Source organism: Bombiscardovia coagulans (assembly GCF_002259585.1).
GTDB lineage: Bacteria > Actinomycetota > Actinomycetes > Actinomycetales > Bifidobacteriaceae > Bombiscardovia > Bombiscardovia coagulans.
This window is the reverse complement of record NZ_MWWS01000004.1, coordinates 62,013-76,295: the sequence shown is the minus strand read 5'-3', so window position 1 is coordinate 76,295 and position 14,283 is coordinate 62,013. Positions and strand designations below refer to the sequence as shown.

General features: G+C 44.6%; 22 protein-coding genes. 3 read left to right on the top strand and 19 right to left on the bottom strand.

Features of this window, described 5'->3' with window-relative positions; all coding sequences use genetic code 11:
- Positions 1-14: 14 nt before the first annotated feature.
- The 18 genes from BOCO_RS02025 to BOCO_RS01940 form a co-directional block, all read right to left on the bottom strand.
- A complete protein-coding gene (locus BOCO_RS02025) occupies positions 15-701 on the bottom strand; it encodes a 3'-5' exonuclease family protein (RefSeq protein WP_094722450.1) in 687 nt (228 codons plus the stop codon).
- Complete coding sequence (locus tag BOCO_RS02020; protein WP_148140042.1) at positions 698-916, bottom strand: hypothetical protein; 219 nt, start codon at positions 914-916, stop codon at positions 698-700. Before BOCO_RS02020 ends, BOCO_RS02025 begins: the two co-directional genes overlap by 4 nt.
- Positions 917-972: 56 nt before the next feature.
- Positions 973-1,473 carry a hypothetical protein gene (locus BOCO_RS02015; protein WP_094722448.1) on the bottom strand — a complete coding sequence of 167 codons (501 nt, stop codon included), beginning with the start codon at positions 1,471-1,473 and terminating at the stop codon, positions 973-975.
- The gene (locus BOCO_RS02010) at positions 1,463-2,350 is read right to left on the bottom strand and encodes a hypothetical protein (RefSeq protein ID WP_094722447.1); all 888 of its coding nucleotides are present in this window, start codon (positions 2,348-2,350) and stop codon (positions 1,463-1,465) included. Before BOCO_RS02010 ends, BOCO_RS02015 begins: the two co-directional genes overlap by 11 nt.
- Before the next feature lie 376 nt (positions 2,351-2,726).
- Positions 2,727-3,224, bottom strand: coding sequence for a hypothetical protein (locus BOCO_RS02005; RefSeq protein WP_244568711.1), 498 nt, complete (start codon positions 3,222-3,224; stop codon positions 2,727-2,729).
- Positions 3,221-3,616 (bottom strand): SLOG family protein, encoded by a 396-nt coding sequence (locus BOCO_RS02000; RefSeq protein WP_094722446.1) that lies wholly within the window; start codon positions 3,614-3,616, stop codon positions 3,221-3,223. Before BOCO_RS02000 ends, BOCO_RS02005 begins: the two co-directional genes overlap by 4 nt.
- A gap of 1 nt (position 3,617) precedes the next feature.
- Positions 3,618-4,016: a hypothetical protein gene (locus BOCO_RS01995; protein ID WP_094722445.1), complete on the bottom strand. Its 399-nt coding sequence runs from the start codon at positions 4,014-4,016 to the stop codon at positions 3,618-3,620.
- A gap of 2 nt (positions 4,017-4,018) precedes the next feature.
- Complete coding sequence (locus BOCO_RS01990) at positions 4,019-4,432, bottom strand: hypothetical protein (protein ID WP_094722444.1); 414 nt, start codon at positions 4,430-4,432, stop codon at positions 4,019-4,021.
- 117 nt (positions 4,433-4,549) lie between these two features.
- The gene (locus BOCO_RS01985; RefSeq protein ID WP_094722443.1) at positions 4,550-5,080 is read right to left on the bottom strand and encodes a single-stranded DNA-binding protein; all 531 of its coding nucleotides are present in this window, start codon (positions 5,078-5,080) and stop codon (positions 4,550-4,552) included.
- Positions 5,080-5,577, bottom strand: a complete 498-nt coding sequence (locus BOCO_RS01980) for a hypothetical protein (protein ID WP_094722442.1) — start codon at positions 5,575-5,577, stop codon at positions 5,080-5,082. Before BOCO_RS01980 ends, BOCO_RS01985 begins: the two co-directional genes overlap by 1 nt.
- 36 nt (positions 5,578-5,613) lie before the next feature.
- Positions 5,614-6,117 (bottom strand): hypothetical protein, encoded by a 504-nt coding sequence (locus tag BOCO_RS07455; RefSeq protein WP_158520390.1) that lies wholly within the window; start codon positions 6,115-6,117, stop codon positions 5,614-5,616.
- A 77-nt stretch (positions 6,118-6,194) separates the two neighbouring features.
- On the bottom strand, positions 6,195-7,085 hold the full coding sequence (locus BOCO_RS01970) for a hypothetical protein (protein WP_094722440.1): 891 nt from the start codon (positions 7,083-7,085) through the stop codon (positions 6,195-6,197).
- 309 nt (positions 7,086-7,394) lie between these two features.
- Positions 7,395-8,006: a hypothetical protein gene (locus tag BOCO_RS01965; protein WP_094722439.1), complete on the bottom strand. Its 612-nt coding sequence runs from the start codon at positions 8,004-8,006 to the stop codon at positions 7,395-7,397.
- Complete coding sequence (locus BOCO_RS01960; protein ID WP_094722438.1) at positions 8,003-8,329, bottom strand: hypothetical protein; 327 nt, start codon at positions 8,327-8,329, stop codon at positions 8,003-8,005. Before BOCO_RS01960 ends, BOCO_RS01965 begins: the two co-directional genes overlap by 4 nt.
- Before the next feature lie 173 nt (positions 8,330-8,502).
- Positions 8,503-8,793 (bottom strand): hypothetical protein, encoded by a 291-nt coding sequence (locus BOCO_RS01955; RefSeq protein ID WP_094722437.1) that lies wholly within the window; start codon positions 8,791-8,793, stop codon positions 8,503-8,505.
- Positions 8,794-8,841: 48 nt separating this feature from the next.
- On the bottom strand, positions 8,842-9,684 hold the full coding sequence (locus BOCO_RS01950; protein WP_094722436.1) for a hypothetical protein: 843 nt from the start codon (positions 9,682-9,684) through the stop codon (positions 8,842-8,844).
- Positions 9,669-10,208 carry a hypothetical protein gene (locus BOCO_RS01945; RefSeq protein WP_094722435.1) on the bottom strand — a complete coding sequence of 180 codons (540 nt, stop codon included), beginning with the start codon at positions 10,206-10,208 and terminating at the stop codon, positions 9,669-9,671. The genes BOCO_RS01950 and BOCO_RS01945 overlap by 16 nt, the downstream gene beginning before the upstream one ends.
- Before the next feature lie 282 nt (positions 10,209-10,490).
- Positions 10,491-11,561: a sortase domain-containing protein gene (locus BOCO_RS01940; protein WP_094722434.1), complete on the bottom strand. Its 1,071-nt coding sequence runs from the start codon at positions 11,559-11,561 to the stop codon at positions 10,491-10,493.
- 118 nt (positions 11,562-11,679) lie between these two features.
- On the opposite strand from BOCO_RS01940, the gene BOCO_RS01935 reads away from it, so the two are divergent.
- The 3 genes from BOCO_RS01935 to BOCO_RS07450 are packed head-to-tail and all read left to right on the top strand — an operon-like array spanning position 11,680 to position 14,044.
- Complete coding sequence (locus BOCO_RS01935) at positions 11,680-12,792, top strand: hypothetical protein (protein ID WP_094722433.1); 1,113 nt, start codon at positions 11,680-11,682, stop codon at positions 12,790-12,792.
- 17 nt (positions 12,793-12,809) lie between these two features.
- Positions 12,810-13,865, top strand: a complete 1,056-nt coding sequence (locus tag BOCO_RS01930) for a hypothetical protein (RefSeq protein WP_094722432.1) — start codon at positions 12,810-12,812, stop codon at positions 13,863-13,865.
- Between the two features lie 26 nt (positions 13,866-13,891).
- Complete coding sequence (locus tag BOCO_RS07450) at positions 13,892-14,044, top strand: hypothetical protein (RefSeq protein ID WP_158520389.1); 153 nt, start codon at positions 13,892-13,894, stop codon at positions 14,042-14,044.
- Here BOCO_RS07450 and BOCO_RS01925 read toward each other — a convergent pair.
- On the bottom strand, positions 14,028-14,282 hold the full coding sequence (locus tag BOCO_RS01925; protein ID WP_094722431.1) for a hypothetical protein: 255 nt from the start codon (positions 14,280-14,282) through the stop codon (positions 14,028-14,030). The genes BOCO_RS07450 and BOCO_RS01925 overlap by 17 nt on opposite strands.
- Between the last annotated feature and the right edge of the window lies 1 nt (position 14,283).

Sequence of the window (14,283 nt, the reverse complement as noted above, 5' to 3'; positions counted from 1 at the left end):
TTATCCAAAACATGTCACGCATTACTTTTTACCTCCCACGGTTTCATGGGCATTGAGAGCAGCGTACGCTGATTATCAGAAAATGCTTCACCTGTCATTGAGTAGATGCTCACGCAAGTATGTGCGCTCGCAGTAGTGTCACTTATCATGTTGGTTAGGGTTCCAAGCATCAGCTTGTACTGTGCTATATCACGGTCCAAACATTGTGAGGTGCGATGATTCGTAGACGGGACATGTTTGCGAATACTGTTCATCAGTTTGGGGTTGATGGTGTCGAGGAAAATATGGATACTGCTCACGTCCACATGCTGGTGGCTTATACCGAATAAAGCACCGGGATACTGCTTATCCATCCACTCGAGATCAAAATGAGGACTGGAACCGGCTGGTATGAGGTGAGCATGCTTACTGGCTTGGATAGTGAATGCTGACAGGTCGGAGTATAGGCGTGTATAATCAATGCCTTGTTCTTTCAGGTCACATATTAACCCGTTTTCGCGGTGCATTTTTTCAGCTTCCTGGTCCAGTGTGATATGACTGTCCTCAGTAATTGACACTAGACGGTGGATGCGCTCAAATTCTGTGGCAGCCATGCGATCAGTGACTCTCAGCTCTACCTCCAATAATGGGGATTCGTTCGGGTCTAGTCCGCCTGTCTCAATATCAATCCACAGTAATCTGTCTGGTTTTTTGGTACTCATGCTATCTCCTTTGCTTTATGCTTATACCGCTCCTTGTGGGAATTAATGATTTCCATGTTGTATCCAACTTCAATATGTCCTGATTCGACAAGTACGTATGAATTTCTGAGCTCAAAAACAATCAAGTAAATACTTAACGCACAGAAAAACAATTCCAACGCCATCCATGCCCACTCGTGCTTCCAAAATAAAAAATCAGCCAATAAAGAATCCATTATTAGTTCACTAATGTTCCATAAAATCCGATTCATGTTCGGTCGATACATTCTGCTCATAGTGTTCCTCCAATCATGTTTTCAAGGTTCATGTCTGCGGCTCTAACCGTCCCGGTGAGCTGCTTCTCCGGTTTGGGCTTGTGGTCCGGCTTAGGTGCTTCGATAGCCAGTCTGTGTGATGCTTCGACCGCGAGAGCGTGCGCCTGTGTAATATCCTGTCCCATACTCATTGCTTTAATGAGCTGGCGACGATAGGTGAGAGCATGATCCGAGTCAATGCTTGCTTGAGCCATGAGTTTATCGATCTGTGCTTCCTCAGGTAGTCGTTTCTTTCGGATGGCTCGTATACCAGCATTCACGTCACCGCTAAGCATCCAGCGGCCTGTTGTATTAGCCGCGTAAAAGTTTTTCACCGCTTCCAAAGCATCCGACAAGGTAGCATCAGCACGAAGCTCTTCCTGGAAGGTACGAGCCTCTAAATCAGTTATGGGAGCATTACCGTGGTGAGCTCGTATCTTCGCTAGTACGAGCGTGCTTTCAGCAAGATTAAGGCTCATCAGTAATCTCCCTTCCTGCTTGTTCAGCTTCCTCTTGCGCATACCGGACTATCAAGGCTGCATTTGCATCCTGGTTTTGCTGACTACGATTTGGTGCCGTTTGTTGAGCTTGTCCTGGAGGTTTAGGCTTGTTGTTCCATCCTCCATCATGAAGCCACCTGCTGGCCGTAGGAATATACTTAGGGTCACGATGCTCGTTAGCAAGAATCTGTGCTCCTTGCATAAGAGCCTCGAGTTTTACTCCTTTACGGCGCACCCGTCGAAACTCGCGTACAGCAGCGTCTGGATAATCATGATTGGGATACAATGACCAGAATTGTTTGAACTGCAAGTTCGGTTCCTCAGATGGTTCCCATCTGGAAACACCGTTACAATCTGTCCCTTGTGGGGGACTATAGGGGGATTCATCTTTAGATGAATGTTCTTGTGTTCTTGTGTTCTTGTGTTTAGTCCGATTAAGATCACTTTCAGATTGCTGAATGGTATCTGAATCGTTACTGAAGTGACCCTCACTAGAACTTGAATAGGAGTGTTTTTTCTTTTTTTGATAATATTGAGTATTTTCAATACTCTTTTTTTCTACTTGACTACGTGTTGAATTATGGTCAGTGTAATCATGAACCATATAACCTTCAGCGCTATCAGGTTCAAGCATTTCTACCGAACATAAGGCTTTTATTTCCTCACTCGTAACACCTAACGTGTAACGCAAATCTCTGTCACTGATTCTGCCATCTGTGAGATTATCGGAACAATACGTGACTATAAATACGAAAGCTCCTAACGCTGATGGGCAGACAGCTCGCAGCTCACGAGCTTTACCGTTGATGTAAAAATCGTTTTTGAATTTTGCATAACCACGTCTAGCCAACGTCATCACTTCCTATAAATCATGTATTTTGTGTGTTCGTAGTTTCTTACGGTTCGATTTAAGGCACCCGCAGGATTTTGTGTTCCCTTTTTTGAGATGGGCTCTGTTACATTCGTCTGTTTTCCGCATTCACACTTGCACAGCCATAGCGGTTGACGCCCACTATTCATACCGGCATAGTTTATGACGGTTAGGAGTCCATATTGTTATCCTCGTAAGTCTTCAATTTTCCTTTTAGCGTCAGGAAAATATGCGAGTGATAGTTTTTTCGGCATTATCTTTTTGTTCCTTGTATTCTGGGTCAAGATTGCGTAACCTTTGTAAGTACTGTTTTCGTGTTGCGGGTTTGCGTAGCTCTCGAGCGATGCTAAGCGTGTACTCGTCAAGCCATGATTTCAAGAGTCCGCCTCCTTGATCCATACAATCCAATGCGTGCCTGTCTGCTTGGGCTGGCGATTCCCGAAAAGTGGCCGCTGCGGCGTGCAAGCAAGCACTTCACGTAAAGCAATCTGAGTCTCATTCCACTTAAAAATGAGTACCCCCCCCCAGCTAAAACTCGGAAACATTCCGTGAAACCGTCTGTCAGATTTTGCTTCCAGTCTGCCGGTAATTTCCCATACTTTTTCACCATGTAGCTATTACTTCCGGCATGCTCTAGATGAGGTGGGTCAAAAACAACTAACCGGTAGGAGTTATCTTTAAACGGTAATTTGCGATAATCCATAAGTTGGTCAGGGTGCACATCAAAGCGCCTACCATCACACAGCTCCCAAGACTCGTCTCGAATATCGCCGAAGAGTACACGTGGATCGTGCTTGTCGAAATACATCATCCTGCCACCAGATGCAGGGTCTAACACTGTAGGACACATGCTCGTCATGACATTACCTTTGGATAAATGCGGGTTTCGATTCCTGTAGCGCAAGCACGCCGGATCATATCCCACGTGCCCGGTGATTTGTCTGTATCCGGGAAAGCGAGACACAAATTAGCGCCAGCGTCTGCCATTATCTGATTGCGGATAGGACCAGCAGCACGCCCATGCTTATCCCAGTCAGCTGTGTAGGTTTCGACTGGTAGCTTATACTCTCTTGCAATGCTTCGAGCCATGGCATCTACACCAGTGGGGCATCCTCCTTGCACAATCACCAGCCGACAAGGATCAGACCTTTGAGCTTTAATGGTCTCAAGTACGGCTAGTAGTTTCCGCCCGTCTTCCTTACGATGCCTATGTCTACCGCCCGTGACAATAATCCGATAGTCAGTCACCATCTCACCCCCTAACCTGTATTATTTGCTTAATCAAGCGGAAGATTTCTTCTCTCACTTCGTCTATGGTCCAGCGATGTCCCTCGATCTCTTCGACCCCGGCTCCATAATCAAATCGCATGTAGTCTCCTGCATGTATCGTGTCAAAGCCGATCCATCCCTCATCATCTGGCCCGTAACTGATATCACCATGTACTTCAGGATGTGGTAGATCCTCATCGGGCATGACCGAGACTAAATCTTGATTGCGCCATGGGTGATCATCGGATAATCTCGCGTATCCATACCATGTCCACCACCCTAGTGGAGACTCGTAAATACACCATTCCACGCCTTCTTTGATGCCGGAGTCAATTACAGGTCTATCAGCAAATCGCTTAATTTTTATCGTTTCTTGAGTCATGTCTAATACCTCTTGAATTCCTGTTCTGCTTCTGGTCCGAGTTGTTGTCCGTGGTTCAAGAGCAGCGCGTATTGTTCTAAGGTCATGAGTACTAGCTGCTGTCCGGTGCTTTCTATATCGCTCATGCCGATACCACGCCTTTTCTGTATCAAAGCCCAGTAGGGTGCGTCGTCATTCCCGGCTTCCTGCTTAGCTTCTGCTAAGTGTTGAGCTACGTCCATGCGGGTCGTGTTTTTGCATTCGATGACGACGCGCTGCTGGTCGTGCATGACACCGGTAATATCACCCCGGTCTTCGCTGCCTGATAAGTGTCTGCGTTCGATCCGCTGGTCGTTTAAAGCCCATGCCAAGTAGTCAGCCACGGCTTTCTCAAAGCGTGCTCCAGCTTGCTTCGCGCTCTTACGATTCCGTGTCATAGGAAGCTCTCCTCGTATCCGTGGCAGTGGCTCATACACTGGTGGCTGACATTAAGGGGACTACCGCAGTACTCGCAGTACTCGTACTCTGGTGGCTGCTCAGCCTCGAAGAAAGGGTTAGAATGCTGGCTCATCACTATTACCTCCAAACCCACCATCGTCAGGTGTCCCCCACGGATCACTATTCTGCGTAGATCCAGCTGGTGCAGATTGCGACCACTGGGTAGATTGAGGCTGAGCCTGTCCGCCTTGGAAGCCACCTTGTCCTTGCGACGGGTTGCGTACCACTTGAGCGTTATTGCGAGTAAGAGCAGGACCAATCTCAAGCACATGCATTTCCATCACCGTATGTTTTGCACCCTGCTTGTCTTGGTAGGAGCGCTGAGAGAGCGTACCTTGAGCGATAACTCGCATGCCTTTCGCTAAGCTGGCTTGAATGTTTGATGCGGTTGGATTGTATTGCGAATCCCAAGCAGAGCATCGTATGAAGAGAGCATCGCCGTCTTCCCACTGCCCTGTATTGCGGTTGAACAGTCTCGGGGTGGAAGCTATCGTGAAATTAGCTACAGTACCGCCATTACCGGTGGTACGTACTTCAGGATCTGCGGTGAGGTTACCCACCATGGTGATTAGTGTTTCTCCAGCCATTACTCAGCCTCCTTGCGATTATTTCTGGCTCGTAAATCATGACGACACAAATCAACTACGGCCTGAGCCAAAAAGCGCGGATCAAAATCATTGCAATTGTCGTCTAATATCGATCTAAACTGCTTGCTGTGAGTGCAAGGACGCACAGAATTCACGTGTGCATCAATGTAGATTCCTCGGAAGGTAAAACACAGAGATGAATCTGTGACAGATCCTTGATCGGCGGTTACATACTTAAAAGATGGGAAAGCTGGAGCAGCGTCAACGCAATCTCCGTCCGGCTGACAGGTCCAAACTACTGTGCACAAAGCCATCCAATATTGTTGCGACAGCAAAGCGTCAGGGTCACAAAATGCGCACTTCGGCTCGCATACCTCTGGATCATTGATATCGTATGAAATCAGAATCTTATCAAAGATATAAGCATGACATTTATCGCACTTATATACGCCACAATAATCATCGTCTTTATAATATACTTTTTTAATTAGCCTCATTGTTCTATTTCTTTCCCGTCTAAGCATTCCATCCATTTACTCAGCATCATTGCGATTATTTCTTTCCCGTAAATCATGACGGCACAAGTCAACCACCGCTTGAGCCAAAGTCCGCTGATTATAATCAGTGCCATTGTCATCTAATATCGATTTAAATTCCGTGGTGTTTATAGTGAGAGTCCGCACTGATGATGCTTCTGCGAAGACAGTGCGTCCTCGGAAGTCTAATTTCAGCAATACACCTACGATATTGCCGTCATAGGCGAGCACATTATCAAAAGACGGGAAAGCTGGAGCAGTTTCAACAAATTTTTCGTTCGGCTGACAAGTCCAAGCTACCGTACAGAGAGCCATCCAATATTGTTGGGACAGCAAAGCATTAGCGTTACAAAACGCGCACTCTGGCTCGCATACCTCTTCATTCAAGTCACCGCGTGAAAGCAGAATCTTATCAAAGAGATACGCATGACATTTATCACACTCATATACGCTGCAATATTTATCGTCTATATAGTTTACTTTTTTAATTAATTTCATCATTTTCCTGTTCTTTCGCATAAAACAACTATTAACTATGCTTTTTAGAAGACACCGGTTTAAACGATGGCTTCACTTATCTATATGCGTCCAATTTTCTGCTCTCTCTGTTTTTCGACCTGCACAGGAGTCACACGCCTAAGCGGCATATAGTTTGTGGGCTTATCTGGCTTTACTTTGACAGGACGATTCCAAGCATTGAGTACGTACCAATTTTTATATTGTGTGCGCATCCAAATTTTGCCTTTTTTACACTTATAAAATTCCACTTGTGCGCTATCTGGTATTGCATCAGTGGTTTCAAATGGTGGAGTAGCTGTTTGCTTAAAACATATAGGTGTGATGTCATCGGGTGCCACCTGTTCAGTCGAATCATTTTCGCCTGCAAGACACCACCATTTACGATATCGTGTGTACATCCAGATGGATTGGTCTTTATTCATATAAAATCCAGGATTGGCTGGTATTAGTGGTGTTGATATAGGTCGTAAAGCAACAGTCACAGCATCACACGAAACTTCCACCACACATTGAGGATATGTGCGTATTGTTATATGACCTTGATCTGGTGCACTTTGCACGCTGTATCGACAGTTATTGATGACGACCGCATCACCTGGACATGCATCTTCAAGGTTTATTACAGTCCATTCGCGCTCATCATAGACAAGAGATACCTCTTGAACACCCAGGCAAGGCTCCCAGTTAGTTAAACGTTGTACAGGTTTGGGGATTCCGGTAAAGGAATATCGTACAAACTTTTCAGCGCAAGATCGCATGAGAATCGGAATTTCAAGAGGGAGCTTTTCATTATCTACGCTGACACCTACAGCATAGTCATCGTCGGACATTGGGGACAATTTGTTACAAAAAATGTCCCCGTTTTCCATGACTACACGAATATGTAGATATCGAAAATCATTAATATCGAGTTCTTCGTACCATTCTCTAATGAGATTTTCGTTAGTCATTGTGTATTTCTTTCTTCGAAAAGTCTTATACTTTATTGCCAACATTGGGATGTCCGTCGTAAGACTCATACTGACCTCTTGATTTTCTGGCGGTTCAAATGTTCCACCAGTGACCTCTTCGTTTTGCGTATTTTCGGTCGCGTACAACCGGGTCATTGCATGCTATCCAATGCCTGTCAGCTTTAGGACAATAAATAGCGGTTTTCCGACAGTCAGGACACCAGCCGTCACCCTTCGTGCACGACTTGCATTTACATCCCGCGATACGAGCATGATTCATTTGATTTAGTCCTCCGTTTATCGATATGTCTAATTTTTAATATCGTCGACATAGTGTTTTTTCATTGGCATGAGCAGTCCTGTCACCCTGTCCTCGATTGACGCTCGGAAAATCCAAGCCTCTGTCTCCGGCTTTTCGCTCGAAGAAGGCCTCATTTCTACCGGGAGAGGACCGGAAGAAGCTGCGAAAAAGGATAAAAATTCTGTAAGAAACTGTGGGTCGAAAGATACCGACTTGACTTTGTATGTCACATCCGGGTACACAAACAGCTCCTCTAAACGTGCAGCATACCTACTCGATCTGTCCTGCTGATTCCACCGGTCTGTATCCATCAAATCCCAGTGAGCACGACGCGGTGCTAATTTGCACCAGTCAGCCATATTGTGATCAGTGTCTAAGTCAAACTTCGTGTTTTCATCATCGAGCACATCGCAATTTACCGCTAGCCCGATCCATGACCCATCAGGCACATTCAAATCTTCCAAATCCCACCGGATCGCAAGAAAAGAGTTGGTATAGTATGCGTATCTTCCGTACTTGGTAATTCTCTGCCGCGCAGGATTCGTATCTGATTTCGCCCATTTAACTAGCTGTCGAGCCTGCGATTTTGTCACAAGCATTCGCTTACCGCCGTTGATCATGATTCGCTCCTACTTGCCATGTCTCTGACCACCAAATCGACGAGCCGCTCAGCTCGAGTGCGAACCGGCGCTAAATCCTGTCCTGTGAGTATGGAGTAGAGCAAATCCTGATAGTCGGCCTTCCACATAGTTGAGATTGTCTTGCGAGTAGCAAGTAATGGATAGGTAGTGGGATCATCCTGTAGGGAAAAACGTATGTGCGTGGTTGTTCCGAGAGGATTACCAGCGAATATCGGTCCTAGGCTGGGAAAACCTTGGCTATCGCCCGTATAATGATCGTTCCGCGACTTACAGCGAGCATCTACAGTATCTAATGCGGTCATATACCGCTCATACAGATTTGATGTATCCTCGCACAGGGGACACGGTCTACTCGTATCCTTGCACAAGTCAGATCGATACCGGACCATATGACATGTATCGCAGTAAAAATATGCTTTACTTATGTCAGATTTCGTGTAATAATCCTGCATAAAGCCTAATTCCATCATTATAATCACTCATTTTCTGTAGGACTGCGGTGCTTGGGACAATAGACGTGTCCCCACTGAATGCCTCTGGTCCCTAACTGCCAACCGGCTTCCCTGATTGCGTAGTCTTTAGCCTCCTCGGCAGAACAAGCCTTATCCACATCAATTAAGTCGTGGTCATACGCATTATCTGGTAGTGGGTACTTTGATACTGCGACAGTTGTATTGCATCCCACCGCATCGCATTTCACATTCCAGTATGCCCAATCGGTATGCTCCTCATATGTAATACGACAGATATCACTCTGTATACTCATACTGTCACCTTCCTTGCTAGTGCTTCCTTCGTGCGAGACACCACAAGATCAGGACACGATGTTATGTAAACTGCGAAACTTCATACATAGTGCTTCCTTGGTGCGAGACACCACAAGATCAGGGGCACTTAGTAAGGTTTCAGCGTCTTCAGCGCTTAGCTGTTTACTTGAGGTTAGTGGCTTACCTGTAAGCGCTTGAAAAGCAGTCTGGGCTTGCTCGCCATTAGTGACACCACCCTCTTTCATAAGCTGCGTGACCTTAGTCCTCTGCTCATTAGAAGCCATCACTTCAGCTGACACAGGGGCTTCTGTATCATCAGCGGTAGGTGTGGAAGATTCAGGATTAGTAGTTTCCAATTTCATATCAATGTCACTATCGAATTCGAAATCTTGCATTTCATCAGGCGTGTACGCCACACCATATAAAGCTTCAGAGCAGGCTTCCCGTGCTACAGCACTAATTGCACGCCATGTCAGCATAGTCATCGGCTGCTTCTTGTAATTGAGATTGTCTGTCAGCCCCATACTTGCTACCCAGTTTTTATCTCGTGTCACACTAATTGGATAGTCCGTGTCATCACAGCGGATGATGGTTGCTGTCACACTCACATTCTTCTCATCTTTGGTGATGCGCAGCTTATGACCTGCTTTACGTACTTGAGCTGCTATCAGCTCGGCACTCATCGTCGGCTTACCTTTAATAACATTAATCCGATACAAGCTCTCCGCTGGACTTAACCCCATAGACTGCCCGAATCCGAGTGCCACCAGGATATTGTCAGGTTTCCCCTTGTAAGCATCCGGGATAATATTGCTGCTTTGCGCAAGCTTCGCCCACTGCATTTGAGCATGTAAAATCGATTCAGTAGTAGATGTTAAATCTTGTCCCATTCGTCTTCCTCCTTGTTTGCTGCACTTGATTCAATACCAAGCATTTGTGCTGCGGCATCTACCATTTGCTGATCCTCAAAAATGTCAGACCAAGCTTTTACTTTGCTTATAGCTATGGTGTCGCTTGTTCCGCCAGCGAACTCCACTCCGTCAGGCTGTTCACCCTTATATTGATGTACAAGATGCTCGATCGCAGCTGGCTGTGTTACATGCTCGGCAGGTACCAGCACTTGCTCCACGCTTTCACTTTCACCATGCTCTTCAAGCCATATGGCGAAAGCCTGCGGGTCTTTCACTCTCCATTTCGGCTCAGCACCACGCTTATATGTGACCACTCCCGTATGTGTAGTCAAATGCTCTTTCGGGTCGAGCGATGCCGTAACAAATTCTTTTAATGCATCAAGCCGCTGTTTTAACAGCTTTTGCATAGACGTCACTAAGGTAATCTGCTCAGCAGCCTCATACAGGGTAATTTCCCCATCAGCGAGTTCATCGCTGATATCTTTCATTGTTTTACTAGCCATTATGCTGACCTCCTCTATAAGCGTTGGTTAATGGCTTCACTTATATATATGCGTCCAATTTGAGGAGCGCGTCCTAAAATGTGCTTATCGGATTAAAATACGTACCGTTTTCTAGTATTGTTTTATAGAATTCACTGCTCTTTATATAGAGCATGCTTAGCTGTTGACTGCTTATATCTGTTGAACAATTAGAGATAAACAGGTAAAGGACAACAAGATAACCTGATTGATGTTTGATTGTTACAGATTTTTTAATATTCGGGACGTATATTTGTAGCCTAATTATTTGATGAGAGGGTGAGGGCTAGAAAACATATTTATATTGCTCGCCACATAAGGACACCACCAATGCCAACAAGCAAATGTGATTGCCGTAAATAACAGTATGTACAAGCCGATTCTGATAATTCTGCTGAATACGAGTTTCCAACCATTGCAAGCAGGAGGGCCGGCTTGCAACCACCATATCCAGGAGAATAAATTGTAGTGTTGTTTGGGCAAAGATTTATGGTGGTGCCACAGCATCCAAGCAATAGTGTCTGCAATCATCCACATAATAAAGAAACAAATCGCTAATATGCCAGTAAACGGCACTTGTATCTGTCGAGAAATTTGATGAACGGTACGAACAACTTGGTCGGTTGATGTTAGATGAGTGTTTGCTAAACTTTCTGGCATACCATCTGTTTTTGCTATCCATCCTTCATAAGCTGCGTGTAATACGTATCGTTGATGAGTAGGAGTGAGAGATAGCATAGGCCAGCAGGTCGTAAGAGTTAATCCACGTTCTGTTTTAATGGCTTCAGGAGAAATAACACTAGTATTGGTGTCCTGGACCACTTGACCTTGTACCACTTGATAGATATACCAGGCAGTGCTAGTTTCTACGATAATTTCCGCATGACTTGGTAGTCGATTGATGGTACCTAAGTCAGTTACGGTAGCATGACCAGCGTAAGCTGAATTTCCTTTTTGCCCAGGTAATGCTGTGTTTGTATAATGTCCTGCGCCTAGGTTGTCTAAAACTTGCGTAGACACTCCCTCTTGAACAGGTAGCCTCCACTGTGTGCTAAAAACTGGTATACGTAAATATGCAAAAAGCTCACCGGGGATGGGAGCTGATTCCAAAGGCGGAGGATCATGACGAATAGGAGCAATACGGTCTGCTACCTGACTACTTACTGGCTGTTTACTTCTCGTCTCTAGCTGCTGAGAAACAGTGTCCTGATCAAGGCCAGTGCCAACATACTGCCATCCAAGCTGGATGGCTAGCAGAACCAGCATAAGTGTGACCATAGTTGCGGACAGTTCAATACATGGACGACGATCGTTCCTATTTGCATGTAGTGCCATACCTGAACCTATGCCATAGAGACAATCCACTGTTGTTTACCAAGTGCTAACAGAGCGCGTCCGTTGTATCAATTGGTGCTTGACCTCCTTTTAACGATTTTGGACGCATATAAGAAGTATGAAAACAATTACTTCTGCCGAATTCGAAAGAGTAATACAAAAGTACTCAGATCCTTCCTATGAGTATAGTGCAGCATATAAGCTCAACACGTTTATCTGTAATCCCTCTCGTAGTGAAGACCTTGTTCATGAAGCTATCATTAATGCAATATGCGACGTGATGAGACTTCATCCTGAACGTACACTCACTTTAAAATATACTGTTCACATAGCTCGAAATATTAAATTGGAACATATTTTCCAGCGTGAATTCCATGTGCCGATTACCCTTTTACGTGCTGGCTATGCTTTTGAGCGGCATAAAGCTGAAATAAGAAGTCTCGGACACGTGGTCACAGATGATACGGAAGCAGAGATTTGGGACGAAGCAGTAAAAACAATTAATAATAAGCAACGGATAGATTATAAAGAAGGAAAAAGAAAAACAACACGATACCTCCCCCTTCATAATGGAATCTATGAAAGTGGCATACATAGTACTTGCGGAGGTCTAAAAGCGTGGAAAGAAACCAAGGCTGCGCTTTCTGGTAAATCATTAAAATATTTAAATAGAAAAGAGAGAGAAATTATGGATAGATATACAGGTTCATATAAAAACGCTAACCCGGAAGTAGCATGTTTAACAGAATTTAAACCAAATATGCAATGGCTATATGAGCATGATGTAACATACAAACAAGCTCAAGCTATGTTGAAACGTATAATTGACGGAGAGATCATACAACCAGGGGTCGATCCTCAAGAGTTGAAAACATTGTTTGCATCAGTACGGCCTAAACCAAATCTAAGACAAAGCATAGAACTTGTAGTTCTAGATCATCAGGTTGCTGACTATCTGGTAGCAAAACATCCGAATCTACGTGCTGACGCCATTCTCAACCGCGAAGGAATGACTCTCAGAAACGCTCGTACAGGACTTGCATACGAGCAAAAGCTTTTTCAATATCCCGGAGTGGAATCGCAAAGTGTCTGGGATCAGGAATGCCAACGGTTGAACCTGAAAACTCGCCCTCGAGGAGCACAAGTAGGATCGAAAGGTTATCAAAAGTATCGGGATCAGGCGAATCAACTAGTAGCGACTATACGAGCGATCATCATTCAAGATGAATGAGCGCATAGTTGCTTGTCATGAGCAACACATCACGAAAACCAAAACATAGCCCTGGTGGCACTGGTGGACAGTATGACTATAAGTCGCATGATATAAGCGATTTGCCTGTTTTAAACAATCCGAAGTCAAAACGCAATAGAATCAGCTTGTATAACGAGTTAGACAGTCATGACAAACAATGGCGGTGGCTAGCATCTAATTTGCGGGCTACTCAACCTGGGTTGAGCGCAGATTATCGCGATCAGCCGGTTTGTACTCCAGAGCAAGAAATGGCGCTAGTTGAACAAGCATTAGGGAGTAATGATCAACCTGGCCCATTGGTTCGTGAATTAAACAAGTTTTTGCTGAATGTTTCTGATGCTCAACGCGAAGCTGAACGATATTTATTTGAAAGATTAGCTGGGTTACGTCAGGCGATAGCGATAGATCCGACTCGTTGTTATAGTCCTCAGCTCGTTGCAAGCGCAGTTAAAGCACCAGTGAAAATACAACGAGTGTTACGACTACCACCATGGAATCTGACTGAGCATAAAATGAGAGTTGGTTTACGATACCAACAACGTGTTCAACAATGGCAAATTGATCATCATACACGAGGTTTGCCTCCATCGCATATACGTGATCAACTATGGGATGAGAATATGATGGAATTTATCAACGATAAAATTGTTCGAGGAGTTTCTTTTGGTGGAGGTATGAGACTATCAGATGGGCGTAACGCTAATCCTCATACAAAGCGTCCTGACAGTGTAAAACGGCTTCCTGATGGAAGAGTATATAACGGTCGTAAAGATTTTGAAGTCATGTTTAAAAGGGGGCAGCAAGTTCTTCGTGGAGAGAGAGTTAATGATCTCTTATCTGCTGGTGTTGAACAAAAAGTAGAGGTACAAGAGGATATACCGTCTATCGGTGTTGAACCTAGTGCTGAAGCAAAACTGGATTTACAGGCTTTGTTTAATGAAGTATTCGCGAAGGATCTTGATAGGAAGAAAGTTGCAAAAAGCCTTCATTTGAATCCGAAAATGGTTGAACAGTGGCATAATGAATGGATGATGCAAAATTCGGACGCATAATAAATAGTGAAAGGAAGGTGTTCATTATGGTTTTCACTATAGCGTTCATTATCGGTGCCATTATTGGATTGATTTTTTTGGTTGTTTTCAAGTGGGCATTCAATTTTATAATCAATGTTATTGGTTACATCCTCGGTATCATTATAGGCTTGTACCATATTATTACTGGACGTGAATAGTTTGTTGTGCTTCTTCTCGAAGCCACCACAAGCCTTTGCCGTTCCTATTTAATGTTCCATTGGCTATTGATTGTTCACTTTCCAGCCAAAAAACAATATATGACTCATGATTTTCGATATGAACGTTCGAAGAACGTATTCCCTGTCCTTCATGGTCAAAACCATATGAACGCATAATTTGGATGATGTGCTCTAAACTGACAGCTTGTGCTGTTGTTAATGTCGTAATATTTGCCATA

Coding starts and splice junctions, on each gene's coding strand:
- BOCO_RS01955 (WP_094722437.1), bottom strand. CDS start 8,793: ATGAGTATACAGAGTGATATCTGTCGTATTACATATGAGGAGCATACC.
- BOCO_RS07450 (WP_158520389.1), top strand. CDS start 13,892: ATGGTTTTCACTATAGCGTTCATTATCGGTGCCATTATTGGATTGATT.
- BOCO_RS07455 (WP_158520390.1), bottom strand. CDS start 6,117: ATGATGAAATTAATTAAAAAAGTAAACTATATAGACGATAAATATTGC.
- BOCO_RS01940 (WP_094722434.1), bottom strand. CDS start 11,561: ATGGCACTACATGCAAATAGGAACGATCGTCGTCCATGTATTGAACTG.
- BOCO_RS01930 (WP_094722432.1), top strand. CDS start 12,810: ATGAGCAACACATCACGAAAACCAAAACATAGCCCTGGTGGCACTGGT.
- BOCO_RS02000 (WP_094722446.1), bottom strand. CDS start 3,616: ATGGTGACTGACTATCGGATTATTGTCACGGGCGGTAGACATAGGCAT.
- BOCO_RS01985 (WP_094722443.1), bottom strand. CDS start 5,080: ATGGCTGGAGAAACACTAATCACCATGGTGGGTAACCTCACCGCAGAT.
- BOCO_RS01965 (WP_094722439.1), bottom strand. CDS start 8,006: ATGATCAACGGCGGTAAGCGAATGCTTGTGACAAAATCGCAGGCTCGA.
- BOCO_RS02025 (WP_094722450.1), bottom strand. CDS start 701: ATGAGTACCAAAAAACCAGACAGATTACTGTGGATTGATATTGAGACA.
- BOCO_RS01990 (WP_094722444.1), bottom strand. CDS start 4,432: ATGACACGGAATCGTAAGAGCGCGAAGCAAGCTGGAGCACGCTTTGAG.
- BOCO_RS01950 (WP_094722436.1), bottom strand. CDS start 9,684: ATGGGACAAGATTTAACATCTACTACTGAATCGATTTTACATGCTCAA.
- BOCO_RS01970 (WP_094722440.1), bottom strand. CDS start 7,085: ATGACTAACGAAAATCTCATTAGAGAATGGTACGAAGAACTCGATATT.
- BOCO_RS02005 (WP_244568711.1), bottom strand. CDS start 3,224: ATGACGAGCATGTGTCCTACAGTGTTAGACCCTGCATCTGGTGGCAGG.
- BOCO_RS02015 (WP_094722448.1), bottom strand. CDS start 1,473: ATGAGCCTTAATCTTGCTGAAAGCACGCTCGTACTAGCGAAGATACGA.
- BOCO_RS02020 (WP_148140042.1), bottom strand. CDS start 916: ATGGATTCTTTATTGGCTGATTTTTTATTTTGGAAGCACGAGTGGGCA.
- BOCO_RS01960 (WP_094722438.1), bottom strand. CDS start 8,329: ATGACCGCATTAGATACTGTAGATGCTCGCTGTAAGTCGCGGAACGAT.
- BOCO_RS01925 (WP_094722431.1), bottom strand. CDS start 14,282: ATGGCAAATATTACGACATTAACAACAGCACAAGCTGTCAGTTTAGAG.
- BOCO_RS01980 (WP_094722442.1), bottom strand. CDS start 5,577: ATGAGGCTAATTAAAAAAGTATATTATAAAGACGATGATTATTGTGGC.
- BOCO_RS02010 (WP_094722447.1), bottom strand. CDS start 2,350: ATGACGTTGGCTAGACGTGGTTATGCAAAATTCAAAAACGATTTTTAC.
- BOCO_RS01945 (WP_094722435.1), bottom strand. CDS start 10,208: ATGGCTAGTAAAACAATGAAAGATATCAGCGATGAACTCGCTGATGGG.
- BOCO_RS01995 (WP_094722445.1), bottom strand. CDS start 4,016: ATGACTCAAGAAACGATAAAAATTAAGCGATTTGCTGATAGACCTGTA.
- BOCO_RS01935 (WP_094722433.1), top strand. CDS start 11,680: ATGAAAACAATTACTTCTGCCGAATTCGAAAGAGTAATACAAAAGTAC.